Below are 21,301 nucleotides of genomic sequence, written 5' to 3'. Positions count from 1 at the left end.
CAGTTGCTCGTAATTTTGCGCTGAATATCTATCGCTCCAATGGCTTCTCCAATATGGCTCAAGCACAGCGATACTGCCAATTTGGACTAGACACACTCAAGCGCATTTTTAGAATGAAATAGCCCTGGGTTTAATGGTCATAAAGTAATTAATAATAAATTAGGATTAGATCAGATTTTTAGGTGCTTTGTATTGATTAAGAAGTTAACTGTAAGCTCTTGAAAAAAAATAGCCCTAAGTTAGTCAGTATATCAGTTATTAGTAGCTGTGGTATTTTTAGGCTTGTTTGGTAATCGAGGAACCGATAAACAGCAAGCGCAAATATTCTATTTTAAAAGTAAAGCAGGGTATCTTTATCTGCCCTAGTTAACGTTTATTTCTTTCATGATGGCATCGGTTTTTGAAAATTTCCAACCCCTAGCTGCGATCGCTACCACTCCTACTGGGGCTCAAATCCTGCAACCCCTCTGTCAAACTACTGGTGCAACCCTTTGGGTACCGAATTCTCTGAGCACCCTAGAACAGGTTGCTGTCTACAAGGGTTCCCTCAAAGACCACATTGCCTCCCTTTGGTCCAACCACCGTGCCTTGGTGTTTTGTTTGGCAGCGGGAGCAGTGGTGCGCTTAATTGCTCCTTTGTTAACCGATAAATCCAGTGATCCAGCGGTGGTGGTGGTTGATCAAGGGGGAGGTTTTGTAATTAGTTTGTGTAGTGGTCATCAAGGGGGGGCAGATCAACTGACACGGTTAATTGCTTCCCAACTGGACTCAACGCCTATTTTAACCGGAGCAGCAGCGGATTTAGGTCTACCTGGAGTTGATGTCTTAGGTATTCCCTTTGGCTGGTATCGGGGAGAAGGGGATTGGACTAGAGTCAGTGCTGTGGTTGCCCGTGGGGAAATAGTACAGGTAATTCAAGAGGCTGGTTCCACTCTTTGGCAAGCTCATCTTAGAGATGGACATCCTTTCTATTTCGGATTTCCAGAGGATAGCGCTACAACTGAATCCGAGTCTATCTCACCCAAAGCCAGGATTTGGATTAGTCCCACCCACCAGCAATTTGCCCCAGAATCGGATTTACCAAACGTCCAGTGGTATCCACGGGTACTGTGGTTGGGAATTGGCTGTGAGCGAGGGACATCGAAGCAGTTAATTGAAATGGCGATTCGGCAGACCTGTGAGCGCTATGGTTTATCAGAAAATGCGATCGCAGGAATTGCGACTATTGACCTGAAAGCCGATGAAGTCGGTATAGTCCAATTGTGCCAAGAGCGCCATTGGCCCTTACGCACTTTCCCAGCTGAGGTACTCCGTTCCGTAACCGTACCCAACCCATCGGATGTGGTGGCGGAAGAAGTTGGTACTCCCAGCGTTGCCGAAGCAGCAGCTCTGTATAGCGCTAAAGAGTTGAAGGTTGGAGGTTTTAACCTACAAGCGACTAACTTACAACCTTTATTAGTTCCCAAACAAATAGTCAAATCAGCGAATCAAGTAGGAGCGGTAACTGTAGCGATTGCTCAATCCCCAGTAGAATACACTGGACGTATGGGGAAACTGTTGCTAGTGGGTATCGGTCCGGGAAATCTTGACCAAATAACCCCTGCAGCTAAAACTGCTATATCCAGCGCTGATGCTGTGATTGGTTACTCCCTCTATATCAATTTAATTGCAACCTTGCGACGTCCAGGACAAATTATCGAAGCATTACCGATTACCCAAGAAACCCAACGAGCAAAACGGGCTATTGAACTGGCTGAGTGGGGATTAACGGTAGCAGTGGTTTCTTCTGGTGACTGCGGTATCTATGGTATGGCGGGGTTAGTGCTAGAAGAATTGCGCTCTAGGGGCTGGGATGGTAAGACACCCCAGGTGCAAGTATTTCCTGGTATTACAGCCTTACAAGCTGCTGCCTCTCGTGTGGGAGCACCCCTGATGCATGATTTTTGTGCCATTAGTTTGAGTGACCTATTGACCCCTTGGGACGTAATCGAAAAGCGTCTAGAAGCCTCAGCCGCAGCAGATTTTGTGACTGCGTTGTACAATCCGCGATCGCGTAATCGCACTGAGCAGATTGCGATCGCACAACGGATATTTCTCAAGCATCGTAAACCTGATACCCCTGTAGCCATTGTGGTTTCCGCCTATCGAGAGGATGAAAAAATCACTCTGACAACTCTTGACAAAATGCTGGAGATACCCATTGATATGCTGACTATGGTGCTGATTGGTAATCAAACCACTGATATTCATCAGGATTGGATGATTACACCACGGGGATATCAGGTTTAAGGTTATTGGGTTGAAGGTTATTGGGTTTAAGGTTATTGGGTTGAAGGTTGAAGGTTTAAGGTTGAAGGTTGTTCGCGTAGCGTGGCCATTCGCGTAGCGTGGCCCAAAGGCCAAGGCCAAGGTTGAAGGTTGTTCGCGTAGCATGGCCATTCGCGTAGCGTGGCCCAAAGGCCAAGGCCAAAGTTATTGGGTTGAAACCAGATTCGGTAAGTTAAATCAGAGAAACAACTCAAACACCTGACGACAGAAATGTTTTAGCTTGTCCCCCACCTCAGCTGATGGCTGACAATTACCGATAATTTGCCAACGCTCCACTGTGGACAGTCGCCAAGCTTCTCCTTGATGGTTAAAGGCGGTCGCTTCCAAACCAATCAGCCGATCAGATTGATCCAAGTGGTCTTTATGAAACCGAATCTGTAACAAAATACTTCGACTTTGGAAGCGTCTACTCCAGCCAGGGAAGTGAAAGCCAATGTCAATAGAGTTAGGATCCACGAGTTCTCGGGTTTCCGGGTCATTTGTCCAAGGCTTGAGGTCAGCCTTGGCATCAGGGAATTCAGACTTAAACAAATTCACAACAGCCGCAATTTTGGTGGTGACTTCTAAGCCGATGGCTTGTTCAGCTGCGTTCACGCCTAATCTCCTATGGTTAACTGCTAGTAACGTAATTTGTATCTTTTTATTACAACCTAATACAAATCTACCCAATTATTTATAAAAATTTATACTTTTGTAGTATAAGTTAAATATTTAATCAATACCAGAACCAAGTGTTCCAGAGTAAGCGCAAGAAAAATGAACTTATAATATGCTATGGGAAGCGATGTCAGAATAAAGGTTTCCAATGGTTATTGGCTTCGATTTCCCCGCGTTACTCAACTCCAACAACTCGGCAATCCTTGGGACTGCTGCCTGCTACTGATTCTCAACAAGTTCAGCAGGAAGTGATCGATTTTGAGAACCTGATTGATCGGCGAGGGAAAAAAGGGGCTAAATATGTAGTGATGGAAAAACTAATTAATGTCAGCTTGACGCTAATTTTCTTCTTGGCTATCAGTCTCCTAGGAATAGGAGAAGCATCGGCTACACAGCTAAAGGTTGCACTGTATCCATATGTTCCTCGGCTTGAGCAATTCCAAACAGCAATACAAGCTGAATGGGATTTGGTTGAACCAAACGTTCCCTTGAATTTCGTTCCTTCGGAGGATTGGGATGGGGGTTACTCGAAGAATCCTCCTGAAGATGCAGATGTTTATGTATTCGATGCCATGTTTTTCGACTACTTTCGCAATCAAAACTGGCTCGAACCGATACAGGCTAGTGAAATCAAAAACTTGGAGGACTTCGTTGAACAGATTTTGTGACGCATTCCCCCACCTGGCCTACGGCCACGCTGCGCGAACGTTCAGGTGGGGGTCAAGGAACGACAAATTGTGTTATAATTAATCTAGCTTGAGCGGTACGGCAAAGGACAGAACAAGATTCTGAGCAACCTAGAGGCACGACCTCTCAAAGCCAGGGAAAACAAACCTATAAATCCTGTGTAGTCGGTTTATATACGTCAGACTCCAGGTAAAAGTTCCTAATACAAGCCCCATAGCGGAAACGACTTGGGGGAGCACTCCAGCAAAAGTCCTGGGTGTTCGGCGGGAATGCCGCCTGTCGCGAGGGATAAACCCTTGTAATCAAGACGGACACCCCCACCTGCTACGCGAGGTGGGGGAAGCATTCATTACGCAATAGATGGGGTTAAGGTAGATGGGGAGTATTACGCAATTCCCCAGCTTGGCTGTGCAAATATTATATTTTATCACAAAGAGGATGCAGCGATTGCCAATGCAACGAAACTAGATGAAATTCAGAATGTTTTGGGTTCATGCACCTATACCAGCGAGATTCCCCCCGATATTCGGGGCATGATGCTTGATATGTCTGGTGCCACGACAAATGCTACTCTTTACCTAGACATTGCCCATAGCTTGACTGGACAATATCCCTTCCCATTGCCTTGGGAGAAATCGGAACTTAACTCCCAGGCGATAGAGAACATGCAAGAGTTGCTAGGGATGGCAAGCTATGAGAATGCAACCGATTCTATGGAGCCCAAGCAGCAGCCCTACCAGCAGGCAGAGTGGTTTAGTAATGGTTGGGGACGTGCATTCATGGGCTATACAGAAGCGATATCAAACATGAGTGAAAACACAAGGCAAAACATTGGCTTCAAGGTCATGCCGTTATCAGATCAAGATCAATCCTATCCAGAAGTTTTCTATGCTGATCTGATTGGTGTAAATACTACAACTAAAGAGAGGGGGACACGTGACCTAGCTGTAAAGCTAGCTAATACGATGGCAGCCTCCACAACGATGATTGCAAGTATTGGACCAGATGCAAGTCATCCCTATCCCCAGTATCTTATGGCCACTCGTCCCAGCGTATTCCAGACTCTTGAGGAATCGTTTCCCCTTTATGGTGATATGTTTCGGCTCATCCAAGGTCAGAATATTATTATGTTCAAGGTGAATGATCAAAGCCGTAGCTGGCTAGAGACAATGAAGAAAAAGATTCGTGATCAAGCTAGGCAGAATTATTCTTGCGGCTGTGATTATCCAGCTATCAAAACTATTATCAATAAAAACTATTATCAATAACACTTATGCTCCTGAGATTTGTGGAAATACATGTGCCCACCATGGCGGTTGGAACGGTCAGTGGACAAATGCATACCCAGCTGCACAAAAGAAATCTGTATGTGGTTGCAACCCATGCCCATTGCTATAAAAGTCTGGCACCTGAGTCCTCACTTGTCTAAATTACCACTCAGCGGTAAGCTCATATAGCAATCCAATCTCAAAAGTGAACAATCACAGTTCTTACTCAAAACTCAGCACTCAGGACTGACGAACTATTTTCAACGGAAGTATTGTTCACCAATCGATGAGGATTGCAACACGACAAGCAAAACCGGAAAGGCAAAACAACCGTGTCAATCAGTGAACAATCTATAGAAGTCGGGTCTTGGGAATGGTTCTATCGGGAAGCTAAAGCAGTTGGCGATAGTAGAGGAGTGCCAGTAATACTGCTTCATGGCTTACCATCCCAGAGTTTTTGCTGGTGTGAGATCATGCCAGATTTAGCTAAAGTAGGCTACGATGCGATCGCACCAGATTGGCTCGGTTCTGGATTATCCGCAAAACCGGATCGGCTTGACTTTCCCTACACACCAGATGCTTTCATTGAAGCCTTAGGGGATTTCCTTAAACACCTGGAAATCGAAAGATTTTCCTTAGTTGTCCAAGGCTTTCTCGCCTCAGTGGGTCTTCAATATGCCTTGCGTCACTCAGACCAGATTGAGCGTCTAGTGATTCTAAATACACCTGTCTCTTCGGCTGCCAAGTTACCCAGCAAGATGCAGCAATGGGGATGGCCATTCATCGGAGATATGTTAACCCAAGACCCCTTGTTAGTTGACCGAACTCTGGAAGGGGGGTCGCGCTATCGCATTGAAGACAACTATTTAGATCTCTATCGCAAGCCCTTCCTCAAAAGTTCCGATCCTGGACGTTCTCTGGTAGCGACTATCAAGAATATGCAGATGAACAAGTCTATGGCAGAAATTGAATCAGGTTTCCGCAACTGGGACAAACCAACCTTAATTGTTTGGGGACTCAAAGACCCTTGGCTTCCCGTTGAGCAAGCTGAGCAATTTGCTAATCAGCTTAAGAATGGGGAATTAGTGAAGCTGGAGGAAGCTGGACATTACCCTCAGGAGCATTGGTCGAAGGAAATTAGTGAAATCCTGGTGCCGTTTCTACGACGCAAAGCTTGAATTGTTTAGTATCGGTGGCAATTAAACGATGTTGCGATCAGCAGCAAATTCTAGACAAGCTATAATGTCCGTTTCGGTCAATTCTGGAAAGTCATCGACAATTTCGGCGTGAGACATACCAGCTGCTAGCCAGCCTAAAATGTCATAAACGGTTATTCGCATCTGCCGAATACAAGGTTTACCACCTCGCTTATCCGGTTCGATTGTAATAATATTATGATAGCTCATTTTGCCAATAGGTTTGGTCTTATTATTATCAGTTTATAGCAGACTAAGACTGGGCTGCAATGGAAAAAATAATTAACAACTATAGTGCTGCATCGCTGCTCCCTGCTGCAAAGCTCCCTGCTCCCATTAACCCACTCCTAGCGGTGCGTGTCTCCAAGGGGAGACACGCACCAAAGCGCGAATTTAATAATTAGATGCAGAAAGCGCGCCTGAAGTAACGGATGGGCTGAACATATTACCCAGTAAAGCTTGTAGCTTGCATGTCACCTCCCTAGCGCTCCATAGAGCATCCCTACATTATTTTTGATCAGATATTTATTGAAAAAATATCCGGTATTTTTTGATAATGATGTTTACTTTCTCTTCTTCAAAACACCACTGCAACCTGTAGCACCCAAAGCTAACAAACTAAAAAGAGCAGTTGGTTCAGGTGTAGATACTGGTGTAGATACTGGGGTATCTGCACGTAAAGTGTATGCAATGTCTCCTGCACCAGCTCCTTGAGGAATATCGTATGCAAAGTAAGCTTCACTAAGCTCCAAGAAACCAGCTATAAAAGAGAATTCATCATCTGACCAACTCAACCCTAAGAAATCACCATCGAAAAATACAGCTTCAGGATCGGATAAAGCATCAGTTTCAGTGTAGTTAACACCATCAAAGTCAAAACTGATATTGGATACTGATAAAAATTCGTCACCTCCTCCCGTTAATCCTGAATCATCAAACTCAAAAAATCCAGAGTAGGTTTCACCATCTAAAAAACCGGAATCTATACTAACTTTAAAATCATAAATAATGGAAGCTGCATTAACAGGATTAGCATGAATGACAGTGAAGCCAAGAACTGCACTTGTGGCAACGAAAGATAACTTTTTTAAAATGTTAGTCATGTTTTTTTGTAAAAGGGATCAAGTTTTTGTAGTTTGCGTAGATTTAAAACCTGTTAAACACCCTGTAGCTTCTAAACTATGGCAAAATAATTACTTGCTTTTCTATTAATTTATAAAAATTGACTAGCAATAGCAATAGTGACAACACTCATGTATGAAATAAAATTTAAGATGCAGTAAGTGAGTGAAATTACTTATTTAGTTTTTTTAAAAAGCCTTTTATTGAGAACTAGTTAATAAATGAGTATGAGCGGTAAATAAAAAAGAACATTTTGCTAAAAAAACACATAAAAAAAACATGATTTTAGACAATGCAAGTTTACACAAAAAAGCAGATTATAAAAATAATAATAAAAACTGCCGAATATTCATTTAGAGTTAGAGTATCTTCCTGAATATAGTCCTAATTATAAAGTTGACATACTCCCAGCAGCGTCTACCTAAGAGGTTGTCTGATAAGTCTCATTTGCTACATATAAGCCCCCTAAATCCCCCAATTTTGGGGGACTTTTACCAGCAAATAGATTCTTGTTCCCCCCAGAATTGGGGGGCTAGGGGGGCAAAATTCAGTATCAAAAAACTTTTCAGATATCCTCTAAGCAGCTCGTGATTTGATTAGTATTTCGCCAACCAAGATATTGCTGAAAGTAGTGCTTGGGTAGGTAAACTTCGACACAATCAGTGGTCAAGCTGCCCTATTGGGTATTCAACTTTGCGTTTGATGTGACCAATATTGGGTTATAGTACGTGACGAACCTTAAATAGTTTTCCCGATCGGTTGGCTAGCGAACAAACAATGATGATGAGAAGTTATCGGTCTATTCTGACTGTGATTCTGGCAATGGTGATGACCTTTTTGGTCAGCTGTGGTAGCCCAAGTGCAACCACAGCTCCTACCTACACCCCTGAAAAAATTGCCCAAATCCAGACAAGTGCTACTAGAGTGCTTGAGCTTCGCGAGAAAATGCCAGTTCTCGAAGCCAACATTCAAGACGAAAACTGGGTAGATGTCAGTTCATTTATCCATGGTCCGTTAGGAGATCTAGGGCTCAGCAGTAACTATCTGAGTGGTCAACTCCTTCCCAAAGACCAGAAAGCTGCCAAGGAAGCGGCTGAAGAATTGTTGAAATCTTTGGTTAAAATTGACGAAGCTTCTGTAGAGCGCAACTCCCAGCTAGCAATCAAAAACTACGCAGCAGCGTTGAAAAAATTTGATAACTTTTTGGAACTAATTCCCACTAGTTAAAAAGTTATGAAGTATGAAGTGTGAAGTATGAAGTGTGAAGTGTGAAGTGTGAAGTGTAAAGTGTGAAGTGTAAAGTGTAAAGGGTAAAGTGTGAAGGGTAAAGTGTAAAGGGTAAAGTGTGAAGTGTAAAGGTGGAATAAAAACCTTATCCATAAGCATAATTCATAATTAACACTTCGGAACTAACACTTCACACTTCATAATTCATAATTCATAATTCAAACTTTAAACTTTAAACTTCATAAAATTGTGAGTAAAGTCGCTATTATTGGATGCGGTATCGTTGGAGCAGCGATCGCATATGAACTTAGTCGGGTAAATGGGCTAAGTATCACTGTCCTCGACCAGCATCTGCCAGCACAAGGCTCTACTGGTGCTGCTTTAGGGGTACTCATGGGTGCCATTAGTAAGAAAGTCAAGGGTAGGGCGTGGCAGCTGCGGCAAGCCAGTATCCAGCGCTATCAGACCCTGATTCCTGAATTAGAGGCACTCACCGGATACCAGATTCCAGTCAATCGCAACGGTATCTTGAAGCTGTGTTTGCCTGGAGAGGACTTGGCGTCTTGGGAAAAACTAGTACAAACTCGCCTCTCCCAAGGTTGGCAATTAGAAATTTGGGATGTTCCCCAAGTTAAGCACCGTTGTCCTCAGCTAAGTCAAGATAAATTTATTGCTGGAATCTATTCTCCCCAAGACCTACAAATTGATCCAACTGCCCTAACCCAAGTATTAGTGGCTGGTGCTGAGGCCAATGGAGTTAGGTTTAATTTTGGAATCACAGTAAAAGCATTTGAATCTATAGGTTCCGATCTCAACAATTCTCTCAATTGCTCCCAAATCTATACTGATGCTGGAACCCTAGAAATAGATTGGCTAGTAGTGGCTGCTGGGTTGGGTTCATCTGGGCTGATTAAGATGCTCCAAGCACCAGATAAGCAAGTTAGTCAAGATCTACCTGTGACTCTGAAACCAGTACTGGGACAAGCCTTAAAATTGCGGCTCCCTCAGCCAATGGGATATGAAGATTTTCAGCCGGTGATTACTCGTGATGATGTTCATATTTTGCCAGTGGGTAAGCAAGACTACTGGGTGGGCGCAACAGTTGAGTTTCCCGATGATGCAGGTAATGTAGAAGCACAACCAGGGTTACTGGAGGTGGTCAGACAGAATGCGATCGCATATTGCCCTCCTCTAGCCACAGCAGAGATTATCCACACATGGTACGGGTTACGCCCTCGTCCAGAAGGACGACCTGCCCCTGTCATTGATCAACTGTCTGGTTACAATAATGTTTGGTTAGCAACAGGTCATTATCGCAATGGTGTACTCCTCGCTCCGGCTACAGCACAACTAATTCGCGAAGAAATAATTGGATCAGGAAAATAGCTAGAGGTGCGACCCGTGGCGAATTTAATTCTTAATGGTAAGAGCGCACAAGCATGTTTTTGTTGAGAGTTAATCTTGACATTTCACAGTTAACCGTCAATCTTCAAAAAACACCGATCAATTAAAATATATAGGTTGAATGTTCATGAACTGATCTTTGTAGGAGGCGCGGCGCAACCTCTCACGTTTAACCCCAATGGGGTGTCAGGGGAGTATCCAGCCGTGAATTTTTGATGAAATCTCGATGGTTAATCACGAGTTTGCTGATGGTGCTGATGAGCTGTGGCGAGTCGCCGACTCCACCACCTAAGACAACAACAAGTCCCCAACCGATGCCAACCCCGCCTAATTTAGAGGACACATCTAAATCTGGCAGTTCAAAGTCCACAGCCAAACTGTCTCCTCCGGCATCAGTTGCCTTTACTATCTCTGCTAAAGGAATTGGACCGGCTAAGTTGGGAATGACCTTGGGACAGTTAAAACAATCCCTAGGGGATAAAGCAAAATTTGAGGTGAAGTCACCGTTTATTGTCGGTTTCGATGCGATCGCAGTTATCCAATCAGGACAACCCCAATACTATATTCTTTACCCGATGGGAACACCTATGGGTAATTCAACCGTAATGGAAGTGTTATTTACCACAAATCCTAACTATCGCACCAGCAAAGGTGTTGGCCCTGGCACACCCATCAAACTAGCTGAGGAAGCCTACGGTGACGCTACCTTGTCCTTTAACTATGCCAGTGAGTCGAGGGAATACGTCAATTTTGCCAACCTATCAGAAGATATAGCCTTCCGCATCGGAGTAAACGTCAATGATACTAATAATCAGTTTTCTGGCCTTTATGCTTCACCATTGAAAGAATATAACCAAACCCAGAACTATCGCGACTCAGCCACAATTAAATCTCTAGAAGTCTATTGCCGAGATAAATGTCCTTCACCCTAAATACTCATTTACGTGAGCTTATCAGTTAAATGCATGAGAGCTCATTTAATCAACAAGCGTTTGAAATTGCTCTGGAAGCAGTAAGGGAACAGTTGCCCCTCAACTCCCCAGGCATGGGGCAATTGCCACCAATTCCCCTACAGGTCTTTGACACTCTCCCATCCACCAACCAAACCCTTTGGGAATTGCTCAACCAAGGTGCAACAGTCCCCGCCATGGTTATTGCTGGTCAACAGACAGCAGGGCGGGGACAGTGGGGACGACAATGGCAATCTCCAAAAGGTGGACTCTACTTATCATTAGCTTTAGCTCCCAAGTTACAGGCATTGGACAGCGCCCAGCTAACCATGTGTAGTGCTTGGGGAATTGCTACAGCTTTGAGAGCTTACGCCATACCAGTGTCTGTGAAGTGGCCCAATGACCTACTGCTTAAGGGACGTAAACTCGGAGGTATTCTAACACAAACCCGTGTCCAACAGGCTCAAATTACCAAAGCAGTCGTGGGTGTCGGAATCAACTGGAGCAATCAGGTGCCGGAATCTGGCATCAATTTGCGCTCATTTTGGCAACCCCAGCCCTCTCCCACTGTGACGTCTATAGAAATGCTGGCTGCCATTGTTTTACAAGGACTACTGTCCGGATATCAACTCTGGTCAGAGGAAGGAATGAATAGTTTGCTACCACGATATCTAGCGCTATTCAATTATCAAGGAAGCCAGGTCATGGTAGAAGGAAATCCAGGCATCATAACAGGGGTAACCCCTAGGGGCGAACTGCGAGTGCATCTACACGATACTCCGACCCCAAAAGAAATTTTGCTCAAGCCCGGTACAATCAGTCTTGGCTATCGTAGTTGTTGAGAACTCTTATGGTTAAGGGTCAAATGTTAAAGGTTAACCATTAACAAACAGCGATCAAGGTTAATCAACTAATCAACAAAACAGCAATTATGGCGTTGCTTAATAATGGAATGATTTTAAGATTAGGTGCGCGCCTCCAAGGCCGCGAGCAATCCCTCGCGGCCTTGGGTCGGACCTGTGGAATGGGCATCAGGCGTGGAAGCGATGCAGCGCGGTCTTGGGGGTTTCCCCCATGAGCGACTGCATCAAGACACAGGCATCTTGCCTGTTACAGTTTCGCACCTGTGGAATGGGCATCAGGCGTGGAAGCGATGCAGCGCGGTCTTGGGGGTTTCCCCCATGAGCGACTGCATCAAGACACAGGCATCTTGCCTGTTACAGTTTCCGGGCGGGCAGGATGCCCAGTCTACTCCTATTCATTCCAAGACTGACGCAACGCCGGAATTATGGCTGATGGCTGAGCCGAGCGAGTATAACTGTGTAGTAATTATTTAGTGAGTCGTAAATGACCAAAGAAAACTCCCCTGGTAGCACCCTGTATAGCATTTTCTACCGATGCCCAAAACTCATCCATGGACTGAGTGTGATGAGTAGTATTGGTGTCCTCAGCAGCGGTATGGTTGTGGCAAAAACTCAGTCACCCATAGAAGCTGTATCAGTAAACACGACTACCAAATCTATAACGGAAGCAGGATTTGATCCAACTCTTATTGCTGCTTTGCCTAAACCTACAGCCCCAACCTCTTTTCCGGTGCCAGCTGTGCCAGTGGCAAAACCAGCCCCAGCAAAAGCTCCTTCAAAACCAGTAGCAGCAACTAAGGTCACTAAACCCATTGCCCCACGAGCACCAAAAGCTGCCCGGAAATCAGTAGCTCCCTCCGTGGCTATCAAGGTCAAGAAACCTATTGCTCCACCAGCTAGGAAATCTGTCCCAAGAAAAGCGATCGCAGTCAAACCAGTACAGCGTAGAACCCAATTCTCTGTACCAGCTAAAGCCACTGTAGCCAAGCCACCGAAAGTCAAGCTCAATCCAGTAGCATTACAGCCTAGAGTTCCAAAAGCGGCTGCTAAAAATAGCTATATTGACCGCACAAACTACAATGTTGGTGCCACTAAACGGTACACTCCCCCCTCGGCAGTTGTTTTAACTGAACGGTCAAGGGGTTGTCGGACTGTAGCCAGAAATGGGCAACTCAGGGGGAATTGTGGTGTTGCCCCGAGGCGTCAACCAATTGCTATCACTGGAGGTAGACGGAACGGTAGAGTAACTCAATTACCCAGACCACGAGTAATTGGTACTCAAACTGCTAGATATAATCCCGTTCGACCAGTCAGATATAATTCAGTTCAACCAGTCAGATTTAATCGGGTTAAACCTGTCAAGAGTCGTCCAGCTAAATGGGTTCCTCGTGGGATTAGCGTTGCTCGGCGGAATAGGTCTGTCCGTAAACTTCCTACAGCCTTAGCCTACTACAATCTCACCCAACGACCCTCAGGATTGGCCAATTTCAGGCAATCCAGCTTTGTGTTCCCCGTAACCATTCCTTCTGCCATTAGCTCCCTATTCGGCTGGCGGATTCATCCGATTTCCGGTAATCGCCGTTTCCACGCTGGTACAGATATAGCAGCACCCCTAGGTACTCCAGTTGTTGCTGCCGCTGATGGTGAAGTAGTAACAGCTGACTTCTTAGGTGGCTACGGTTTGACCGTTATGGTGCGCCATGAGGAAGGTACCCAAGAAAGCCGCTACGCTCACCTATCAGAAATCTTCGTCCAACCTGGGGAATGGGTACAAAAAGGAACTGTAATTGGGCGCGTTGGCAGCACCGGTAATTCTACTGGTCCCCACCTACACTTTGAATGGCGGCATGCCACTCCCCAAGGCTGGGTAGCAGTGGATGCTGGCTCCCATTTGAAATATTCTTTAGGTCAACTAGTCCAAGCCCTACAAGTAGCCCAAAATACCTCCTTTTCCCTACGAGGATTTTAGGCTGCTGATGGGGTGATGGGGTGATGGGGTGATGGGGACAGAGTTATATCAGCAGCACCAGTTATATCACCATCTCAGTCTCCAGTCCCTTGTCACCCTTCACCCTTTACCCTTTACCCTTTACCCTTCACCCTTTGCATGCAACCATGCAAGCCTTTATTTAGACAAACTTTCCCACCGAGCTTCCACCATCATTCGCACCACATCCGGCATTTTGTATTGGGCTTGCCAGCCTAACTTATCCCTTGCCTTAGCTGGGTTAGATTTCCCTAAAGCCAAATCAGTCGGTCGGAATAAGTTGCTATCGGTCACCACATGCTCTTGCCAGTCCAAGTCAAGTGTAGCAAACGCCGTTGCCACGAAATCTTCTAATTTATAACTCTCTCCTGTCGCTATTACATAATCATCTGGCTGGTCTTGCTGTAGCATTAAATACATTCCTTGAACATATTCAGGAGCCCAACCCCAGTCACGCTTAATTGCCATATTGCCCAAACGAAGCTTCTCTTTACTACCGTTAGCAATCCGACAAGCAGCACTAACAATTTTTTGGGTCACAAATCGTTCTGGTCGTAGGGGAGACTCATGATTAAATAAAATACCAGAGCAGGCAAATAACCCATAGGCTTCACGGTAGTTAGCTACTTCCCAAAACGCTGCTGCTTTAGCAACACCATAGGGACTTCTGGGACGAAAGGGAGTCTGTTCATCAGCGGCTTTTTCTCCAGTATCCCCAAAGCACTCACTAGAACCAGCGTTATAGAGTTTAATGGGAGCACCAGTAAAGCGAATTGCCTCTAATAAATTAATCGTGCCAGTTGCTATGCTTTCTAGGGTTTCTACCGGTTGTCCAAAAGACAAACCCACTGAACTTTGCCCAGCCAAGTTGTAAACTTCATAGGGTTGGAATTTTGTCAGCACTTGCAATACACTACGAAAATCCGTGAGTGTCATTGATTCCAATTTAATTTGGTCTCGGATACCCAAATACACCAAGTTCCTAAAGGAAGACATTTGAGCATCCCGTGACGTGCCACAGACAGTATAGCCTTTGTCTAAAAGCAATTTCGCTAAATAGGCTCCATCCTGACCAGATACTCCACAAACCAGTGCCTTTTTCATTAACTTTTCTCAGAAAATAAACGATTCATGTCATGATAGGATTAACTATCCATGTTAGATATCAAGAATCGCAGTGTACAATGAATAAAGAAGAATATCGATAAATATAACTATAAATAGGGATAGATCTAAATAGATAGATTATGAGTGAAAGATTAAGGTTATGGTCGGCAATATATAAACGGGAGGCAAGCTCTAAATATAGATAAGATTAAGTGAATTCCCTAGGGAATTCAAACGATAAGAGCATAACTTATAATTATTTAAATTATAACTATTGTTGACAAACTATTTTGTTGATACTGTTTTCATTAATTATTATTCTCTGTTACCTGTTTCCGACAACGGCGACGAAGTCTATTGTTTTATTAAATAACTTTGGTTCTATTTTAAATCGTCACCAAAAAAAATAAGACACCCTTCTGCCTTGATGAATGGCAAGCTACTAGTCAAGTATAACCTGCTAACTTAGAGTTGACAAAGGGAAACAGATTAGCGTCAGTGCTATTATGTGGGTATTAATAATTAACTATGACTAATTACATATACCAGCAGTTGGTTCGATGGGGAACTTTCCAGCTACGAGTATCCTCTAAGTAGAACAAACCGATAACGGCTCTTTAACAATGTCCCTCTACCAGGCTAATCTATGTGTTCACCAATTGTCAGTGGTCAATTGTTATCAAATCCCAACCACAATCAGAGACGTCATAGTAGTGAGTGCGCTTTACCTATAGCTTGCCGATGAAGAGATGAAACCCTAGACCAGATCAAGCTCACCAATAACCAATAACCAATTACAAATGACAGGCCAAGGGAAGCGTCAATGAACCCTAAACAACCCTAAACACAGTCGTGACGTGGCTTGAGTGACAACATATTCCGGATTTTCTGAACAATTTAGTGTGTCTTTATCTAGCAAGAGTCAATATGTTTATGATCAATACAATTAACCCAGGGAAAAAAAGACCCCTTGATATATTAAGCCAAATTGCTAAGAATCACAGTAGTCTACAACCACGATTGACTAGACCAGTGGTGGGTGTAAGCTTACTGGTGGTTTCCGCTATTACCCTACCTACACCTACCCTAGCTCAAATTCCTTCAATCAAAGTACCAGCTCCACCATCCCCGATCGAGGTACCAGCTTCAACATCCCCGATCGAGGTACCAGCTCCACCATCCATTGCTGACTTCATTGAGGTGAATCAGGGTAACACCGTATCAGCCGCCACACCCCCTGTGCGTAACTCTTTACCACCAGATAGAGCTTATACCCTTGATGCTGGAGATGTTCTGACCATGAATATCTTTGATGTTGATGAATACAGTGGTCAGTATCAAGTACTGGTGAACGGTTCCCTGAACCTACCCTTGATTGGTAGTGTCGTTGTAAGGGGAAAAACCCTCGATCAAGCTAGCGAACTCGTTACCAGTGCCTTCTCTGTTTACATCAAACGCCCAGTCGTTTCTTTGGGTCTGGTCAAAGCCCGTCCTTTAAAAATTTCAGTAGCTGGGGAAGTGAGTCGCCCTGGAGCCTACACCATGGGTCTGAATGAAGGACAGCAATTTCCCTCCCTGACTCAAGCAATTAATTTGGCTGGGGGAGCTACCCTAACAGCAGACGTTAAGCAAGTAGAACTCCGGCGTCGTGAAAGCTCTGGGCAGCGCAATACTTATTATATCAATCTCCAGCAATTGATTAATAGAAGTGATATCAGGCAGGATGTTACCTTGCGGGATGGGGATGAAATCTTGCTCCGAACTACTACTGCTATCAACCCAGAGGAAACCCGTCAATTATCCAATGCCAGTTTTGCAGCTAATGCCAGCCGTCCCATTCAAGTGGCTGTGGTAGGGGAAGTGGTTAACCCAGGAGCTTATGTGGTCAAGGGAGAAACTCTGGGTAATAATAACATTAACATCGGTAGTGCTGATATCCGTAGCACCAATGCACCACCAACTGTAACCCAAGCGATCGCGATCGCTGGAGGCATTACCCAAGACGCTAATGTTCGCCAGGTTAAAGTGCGACGTTTGACCCAAGGGGGTACACAACAAGAAATTGCCTTGGATTTTTGGCAATTGTTGCGACAGGGTGACCTAACTCAGGATATCCTCTTAAAGGAGGGAGATACAATTCTTGTCACCAAAGCTGACGAAATTGCTCCAGAGGTAGCATTGGCATTAGCAGATTCCAACCTTTCTGCTGCTGCCATCGCGGTCAATGTGGTTGGTCAAGTTCAACGACCTGGTAATATCGAAGTCAAGCCCAATGCTCCTCTTAATGAAGCCTTGCTTGCCGCTGGGGGATTTGATGACGTTCGTGCTGAAAAGGGTTCTGTTGAATTAGTTCGCCTGAATCGCAATGGCACAGTTGAAAAAAGAGACATTCAAATCGATTTTACCGCTCCAGTTAACGAGGAAACCAATCCCACCTTGCAGCCTAATGATGTGATTATTGTTAAACGGGATGGTGCAGCACAAACTGCGGACAACGTCGAAAGGATTGCTAGACCTGCTAGTGGTATTTTCTCCCTGATTGAATTACCAATTAGATTATTTAATCTTCTATTCAATAATAACTAGAGTGGTTGACTAACATTGCTTGATGGGTATATCAGGTTAGTCTTTAACTACGGAGTTGAGAGATCAGTCTGATGAAATGATGTCTATTTTAACCAGAGGCTATAGTAGCTAGAGCCTCTGGCTAAGTTTTAACAATCGATCAGTTCTGGTGTCTGGTTCAGAATTTGACTCCTAATAGAAATAAAGTCCTGATAAGCGGGTGATTCTAAAGCTTCTGGACGAAATATAGCGGTTTTGTGGCAGTTTTGAAAGGCTAACTTGATGCCGAAATAACGTTCGACTGCACCACGAATCGCATCCCCACCTATCATCCGCAATAGCTGGGCTCGATCTTGTTCAGTTGGTGGTGGTACCGAATGCTCTACCCATTCCGCTTCACCCTGTGCCAAGCGCTTGGCCAGGTCTTCCACAATTCCAAAGGCATAAGGTAACGATTGCCTAATGCTGTCAATAAAAGCTTCTTGATTAACCTCACCCTCCTGTGCCTGCTTCAAGAGCTCTGGAGTAATGTTCAGTGACATAGGCTTTTCCTGAATATCCCTAATGAACAAAATAGTTATCAGAGGTTCACACTTAGTTGGCTGAACCTCCCAGGGAACAGTATATGGTGATAATGATTATTTTTATTGTTAATAATAATCATTTTTAGTAAAGAAATATTACAATGCTGGTTGTAGCAATTCTGGAAATTACGGCTACAGATCAATGTCATCTCCCCATCTGACCATCTACATCTATACAGCGGTTTGCCGAAATGTTGACTGAAGACGGCTTCAGTGTAATTGAGATGGGTAATGGCTGGTAAGCCAAACGACCTGTTTAATCCTTGCTCCCCATAAAGTCTTTAATGAATTTTGTAGAAAATAATTAAGCTGGATTACGCCTTATTCAGTAATTTGTTTGTTATAACCTTTCTCGATTGCCATCGGGTGCATGTCAGTGTCTTGATGCAGTCGTGTGGAGATAGGGTTTGACGTTTTTTTATAACTGATTAATATCCAATTTTAATGGAAACAAGCTTAGCTTTTATATCATATAAACTGATTTTTTTATATTACCTCTTCCCGGTTACCTGCTTACTAAAAATAAAAAATACTGTAAAGTTACACATAATTGATCCTAAAAAATGCCAAGTATTTTATTTGTAAATAAATGTAAATTAATTTTATTAACCCTTGCATTTTTTCGAAGAATTATCTATACTATAGAAAGTGAAGACCGATACTAATAACCGCGCTGGCAATAGCCATTAATCACAACCAGCGCGGTTTTTCTCCCACCTAAATAGGAGCTACTTCCATAATGCCAAAAATATCACGATCATCAATCCCGGTTGGGTGCATCTCATTAAAGCTGTTTGACCCGGTGGTGCGCTTTCCAATGGCGAGTAAACCCGGCCTTGGGTCGCACCGCAAAATTGGGGGGCTAGGGGGGCAAAATCATACCCAGAATCAGCAACGCCGGCTCTAGTAGCTAGAGTCTCTGGTTCAGTTTTAAGAATCGATCAGTTCTCGTGTCTGATTCAGAATTTGACTGCGAATACAAATAAAGTCCTAATAAGCGGGTGATTCTAAGGCTTATCGACGAAATATAGCGGTTTTGTAGCAGTTTTGAAAGGCTAACTTGATCCCAAAATAACCTTCGACTGCACCACGAATCGCATCCCCACCGATCATCCGCAATAGCTGGGCTCGATCTTGCTCAGTTGGTGGTGGTACCGAATGCTCTACCCATTCCGCTTCATCTCCCGATCTGGCCATCTGCATCTGTAGTCATACTTTTAAGAATTGGTATAATATATAGCTAAAGGATAGTGCTTAGTGCGATTAGAGCAGAGGAAGAAATCAGGTCGATACTATGTTGGCAATAGTGAGGAAATATTAAGTTATCGAGCCCTTCGTAAACTACGAGGAAAGATTCAACTCATTCTCACTTCGCCACCTTTTCCGCTCAATAAGAAGAAAAGTTATGGGAATATGACAGGGGATGAATATCTTGAGTGGTTTGCTAGCTTAGCTCCTATATTTGCCGAAATGTTGACTGAAGACGGCTCCATTGTAATTGAGATGGGTAATGGCTGGGAATCCAAACGACCTGTTCAATCTTTGCTGCCCATAAAGTCTTTAATGAATTTTGTCGAAAATAATCAAGCTGGATTACGCCTTATTCAGCAATTTGTTTGTTATAACCCTTCTCGATTACCATCTCCTGCCCAATGGGTAACAGTTAACCGGATTAGGACTGTAGATAGTTTTACCAATATTTGGTGGATAGCAAAATCTGATTTCCCAAAAGCTGATAATTCCAAAGTCTTGCGTCCATACAGTAATTCAATGCTTAAATTACTAAATAGGGGTAATTTTAACGCTGGTAAACGACCATCTGGACACAATATCAGGGAGACCGGCTTTCTGCAAGATTGCGGTGGTTCAATTGCCCATAACTTTTTGGAATTGGAAAGTATGGACTCTAAGCGTCAAGTTCGCTTACCAGATCCTTTCAATGCCTTTTCACTGTCAAACAGCATCTCTAATGATTTCTTTACAAGAACCTGTAAGGAAAGAGGGATAAAGCACCCTCATCCTGCACGTATGCAGATGGGACTAGCCGCTTTTTTCATTCAATATCTTACAGACCGCGAAGATTGGGTGCTAGATCCATTTGCTGGTAGTAACACAACTGGCTATGCAGCTGCGCGCCTTGGTCGGAGGTGGATAGCTATTGACACTAGGGAAGAATATGTAGAACAGTCAAAAATCCGTTTTGAAGATCCAGCTTTGAAAAACCTAACTTAGCAATCTTATGAAGAGTATCAGCAGACAACTCACAGATATTAATCTCTTTAAGCGTAAGGGAGAAGGTGAAGATGTTGTATGGGACACGGGTGTTTTTGTTGGTCGTCCGTTTCGCCTCACGTACAGTCGAGCAGAGATTTTAGTAGCTGATGCCTGGAAACAGAGAGCTAAAGGTATTCCTCAAGGATGTTTTCTTCTTGCTTATTACGACAATGAGCTTGATGATTCTAAAAACTATGAAGCAATTCTCCTTCGCGTAGTTCAACCAACAAGACTGCCCACTGACCAGGAAGTTATTAGCAGCATGGTTGAGTACTATAAAGATGATATTCGCACAGGTACGAACCAGCGATCGCAACTAGATACATTTACGCGCTACGAATTTTCGTTTAGTGGTCTAGAATGCTCGGTTTTAGGTTCATTTTACATTGATGAGCAAGATCAAACCTGCTTTGGCGCAGACTTAGAAAACTTTTACAGTGCACACAACTATTCGGTAATCAAACCCTCACCTAATTATTTGAAAAAAATTGTAAACTACCGAGAACATGGATTACCTGGCCGCTCAGGAGATATCAAAATTGGAAAGGTTCGTTATAGTTCTAGCCGTCGCTTTCAGCAAACCGAAGAAGACGTGCCTGTTTATGTTCAAGCTCCAGACTTTGCAGGCAAGCGGACAGCCTTATTTGGTATGACGAGAACAGGCAAATCGAATACTGTCAAGAAAATCATTCAATCTTGTGTGGAGATGAGTGATAATGCTCTACTTCAACTAGATAAAGAAACCGAAAGCCCAGAGGAAGTTCTTAAACCTTTTACTGATGACAACAATCCTAAATACCCAATCGGACAAATAATTTTTGATATAAATGGTGAATATGCTAATCCAAACTTACAGGATAAAGGCACAGCGATTTTTGATTTGTACCAGAATAGCACAGTTCGATATTCGACCGTGCCTAAACCTGGTTTCTTAGAAATGAAGGTTAACTTTTTTGTAAGCATTCAGGTGATGGGGTTGACAAAAAGGGAAGGATGAGTAGTAGTGTAGAACCATGGAAATCAAACCGCCAGCTATCCCAAATAGCTTTGAAGCTCTGGAACTGCTGCCCCAATCAGTTCTG

The 21,301-nt window shown here is 43.9% G+C and carries 21 protein-coding genes; 14 read left to right on the top strand and 7 right to left on the bottom strand.

The features are described from left to right. Nucleotides 1–384: 384 nt before the first annotated feature. A complete protein-coding gene (cobJ, locus tag F6K46_RS30065) occupies nt 385–2,289 on the top strand; it encodes a precorrin-3B C(17)-methyltransferase (RefSeq protein WP_366510808.1) in 1,905 nt (634 codons plus the stop codon). A 55-nt stretch (nt 2,290–2,344) separates the two neighbouring features. Here cobJ and F6K46_RS30060 read toward each other — a convergent pair whose 3' ends face one another. Together F6K46_RS30060 and F6K46_RS30055 are read right to left on the bottom strand one after the other, a co-directional pair. Further along, nucleotides 2,345–2,470: a hypothetical protein gene (locus tag F6K46_RS30060; RefSeq protein ID WP_293064551.1), complete on the bottom strand. Its 126-nt coding sequence runs from the start codon at nt 2,468–2,470 to the stop codon at nt 2,345–2,347. 35 nt (nt 2,471–2,505) lie between these two features. Next, entirely contained in the window at nt 2,506–2,922 is a 417-nt protein-coding gene (locus F6K46_RS30055; RefSeq protein ID WP_293064548.1) for a hypothetical protein, read from the bottom strand. Between the two features lie 218 nt (nt 2,923–3,140). Here F6K46_RS30055 and F6K46_RS30050 point away from each other — a divergent pair, with 218 nt between their 5' ends. The 4 genes from F6K46_RS30050 (at nt 3,141) to F6K46_RS30035 (ending at nt 6,118) form a co-directional block, all read left to right on the top strand. Then, nucleotides 3,141–3,653, top strand: coding sequence for a hypothetical protein (locus F6K46_RS30050; protein ID WP_293064545.1), 513 nt, complete (start codon nt 3,141–3,143; stop codon nt 3,651–3,653). Nucleotides 3,654–4,016: 363 nt separating this feature from the next. After that, nucleotides 4,017–4,940, top strand: coding sequence for a thiamine pyridinylase (bcmE, locus tag F6K46_RS30045; protein ID WP_366510809.1), 924 nt, complete (start codon nt 4,017–4,019; stop codon nt 4,938–4,940). Continuing rightward, nucleotides 4,858–5,070, top strand: coding sequence for a mannan-binding lectin (locus F6K46_RS30040; protein ID WP_366510807.1), 213 nt, complete (start codon nt 4,858–4,860; stop codon nt 5,068–5,070). The genes bcmE and F6K46_RS30040 overlap by 83 nt, the downstream gene beginning before the upstream one ends. A 202-nt stretch (nt 5,071–5,272) precedes the next feature. Then, nucleotides 5,273–6,118 carry an alpha/beta fold hydrolase gene (locus tag F6K46_RS30035; RefSeq protein WP_293064540.1) on the top strand — a complete coding sequence of 282 codons (846 nt, stop codon included), beginning with the start codon at nt 5,273–5,275 and terminating at the stop codon, nt 6,116–6,118. A 21-nt stretch (nt 6,119–6,139) separates the two neighbouring features. Here F6K46_RS30035 and F6K46_RS30030 read toward each other — a convergent pair whose 3' ends face one another. Together F6K46_RS30030 and F6K46_RS30025 are read right to left on the bottom strand one after the other, a co-directional pair. Then, nucleotides 6,140–6,346, bottom strand: a complete 207-nt coding sequence (locus F6K46_RS30030; protein ID WP_293064537.1) for a DUF433 domain-containing protein — start codon at nt 6,344–6,346, stop codon at nt 6,140–6,142. A 353-nt stretch (nt 6,347–6,699) separates the two neighbouring features. Next, nucleotides 6,700–7,239 carry a PEP-CTERM sorting domain-containing protein gene (locus F6K46_RS30025; protein ID WP_293064534.1) on the bottom strand — a complete coding sequence of 180 codons (540 nt, stop codon included), beginning with the start codon at nt 7,237–7,239 and terminating at the stop codon, nt 6,700–6,702. A 778-nt stretch (nt 7,240–8,017) separates the two neighbouring features. Here F6K46_RS30025 and psbQ point away from each other — a divergent pair. The 6 genes from psbQ (at nt 8,018) to F6K46_RS29995 (ending at nt 13,671) form a co-directional block, all read left to right on the top strand. Further along, entirely contained in the window at nt 8,018–8,485 is a 468-nt protein-coding gene (psbQ, locus tag F6K46_RS30020) for a photosystem II protein PsbQ (protein WP_293117643.1), read from the top strand. A gap of 249 nt (nt 8,486–8,734) precedes the next feature. After that, nucleotides 8,735–9,871: an FAD-dependent oxidoreductase gene (locus F6K46_RS30015; RefSeq protein WP_293064530.1), complete on the top strand. Its 1,137-nt coding sequence runs from the start codon at nt 8,735–8,737 to the stop codon at nt 9,869–9,871. A 233-nt stretch (nt 9,872–10,104) separates the two neighbouring features. Continuing rightward, nucleotides 10,105–10,821, top strand: a complete 717-nt coding sequence (locus tag F6K46_RS30010; protein WP_293064527.1) for a hypothetical protein — start codon at nt 10,105–10,107, stop codon at nt 10,819–10,821. A gap of 29 nt (nt 10,822–10,850) precedes the next feature. Next, on the top strand, nt 10,851–11,681 hold the full coding sequence (locus F6K46_RS30005) for a biotin--[acetyl-CoA-carboxylase] ligase (protein WP_293064524.1): 831 nt from the start codon (nt 10,851–10,853) through the stop codon (nt 11,679–11,681). Between the two features lie 204 nt (nt 11,682–11,885). After that, the gene (locus F6K46_RS30000; RefSeq protein WP_293064521.1) at nt 11,886–12,176 is read left to right on the top strand and encodes a hypothetical protein; all 291 of its coding nucleotides are present in this window, start codon (nt 11,886–11,888) and stop codon (nt 12,174–12,176) included. Between the two features lie 10 nt (nt 12,177–12,186). Continuing rightward, a complete protein-coding gene (locus tag F6K46_RS29995; RefSeq protein WP_293064518.1) occupies nt 12,187–13,671 on the top strand; it encodes a peptidoglycan DD-metalloendopeptidase family protein in 1,485 nt (494 codons plus the stop codon). A 156-nt stretch (nt 13,672–13,827) separates the two neighbouring features. Here F6K46_RS29995 and F6K46_RS29990 read toward each other — a convergent pair whose 3' ends face one another. After that, a complete protein-coding gene (locus F6K46_RS29990) occupies nt 13,828–14,793 on the bottom strand; it encodes a GDP-mannose 4,6-dehydratase (protein WP_075904439.1) in 966 nt (321 codons plus the stop codon). 936 nt (nt 14,794–15,729) lie between these two features. Between F6K46_RS29990 and F6K46_RS29985 the strand changes: the two genes are divergently transcribed. Further along, on the top strand, nt 15,730–17,382 hold the full coding sequence (locus F6K46_RS29985) for an SLBB domain-containing protein (protein WP_293117640.1): 1,653 nt from the start codon (nt 15,730–15,732) through the stop codon (nt 17,380–17,382). A gap of 128 nt (nt 17,383–17,510) precedes the next feature. On the opposite strand, the gene F6K46_RS29980 is transcribed toward F6K46_RS29985, so the two are convergent. Continuing rightward, entirely contained in the window at nt 17,511–17,903 is a 393-nt protein-coding gene (locus F6K46_RS29980; protein ID WP_293064513.1) for an SCO5389 family protein, read from the bottom strand. A 1,056-nt stretch (nt 17,904–18,959) separates the two neighbouring features. Next, complete coding sequence (locus F6K46_RS29975) at nt 18,960–19,148, bottom strand: SCO5389 family protein (RefSeq protein ID WP_293064511.1); 189 nt, start codon at nt 19,146–19,148, stop codon at nt 18,960–18,962. A 54-nt stretch (nt 19,149–19,202) separates the two neighbouring features. On the opposite strand from F6K46_RS29975, the gene F6K46_RS29970 reads away from it, so the two are divergent. Further along, nucleotides 19,203–20,177, top strand: coding sequence for a site-specific DNA-methyltransferase (locus tag F6K46_RS29970; RefSeq protein ID WP_293064509.1), 975 nt, complete (start codon nt 19,203–19,205; stop codon nt 20,175–20,177). 7 nt (nt 20,178–20,184) lie between these two features. Continuing rightward, on the top strand, nt 20,185–21,216 hold the full coding sequence (locus tag F6K46_RS29965) for a DUF87 domain-containing protein (RefSeq protein ID WP_293064507.1): 1,032 nt from the start codon (nt 20,185–20,187) through the stop codon (nt 21,214–21,216). The last annotated feature ends 85 nt before the right edge of the window (nt 21,217–21,301 follow it).

It is taken from the genome of Moorena sp. SIO3E8, assembly GCF_010692445.1.
In the GTDB taxonomy this organism is placed as follows: domain Bacteria; phylum Cyanobacteriota; class Cyanobacteriia; order Cyanobacteriales; family Coleofasciculaceae; genus Moorena; species Moorena bouillonii.
Note: the sequence above shows the minus strand (reverse complement) of the source record. Positions and strands in the feature narration are given on the sequence as shown.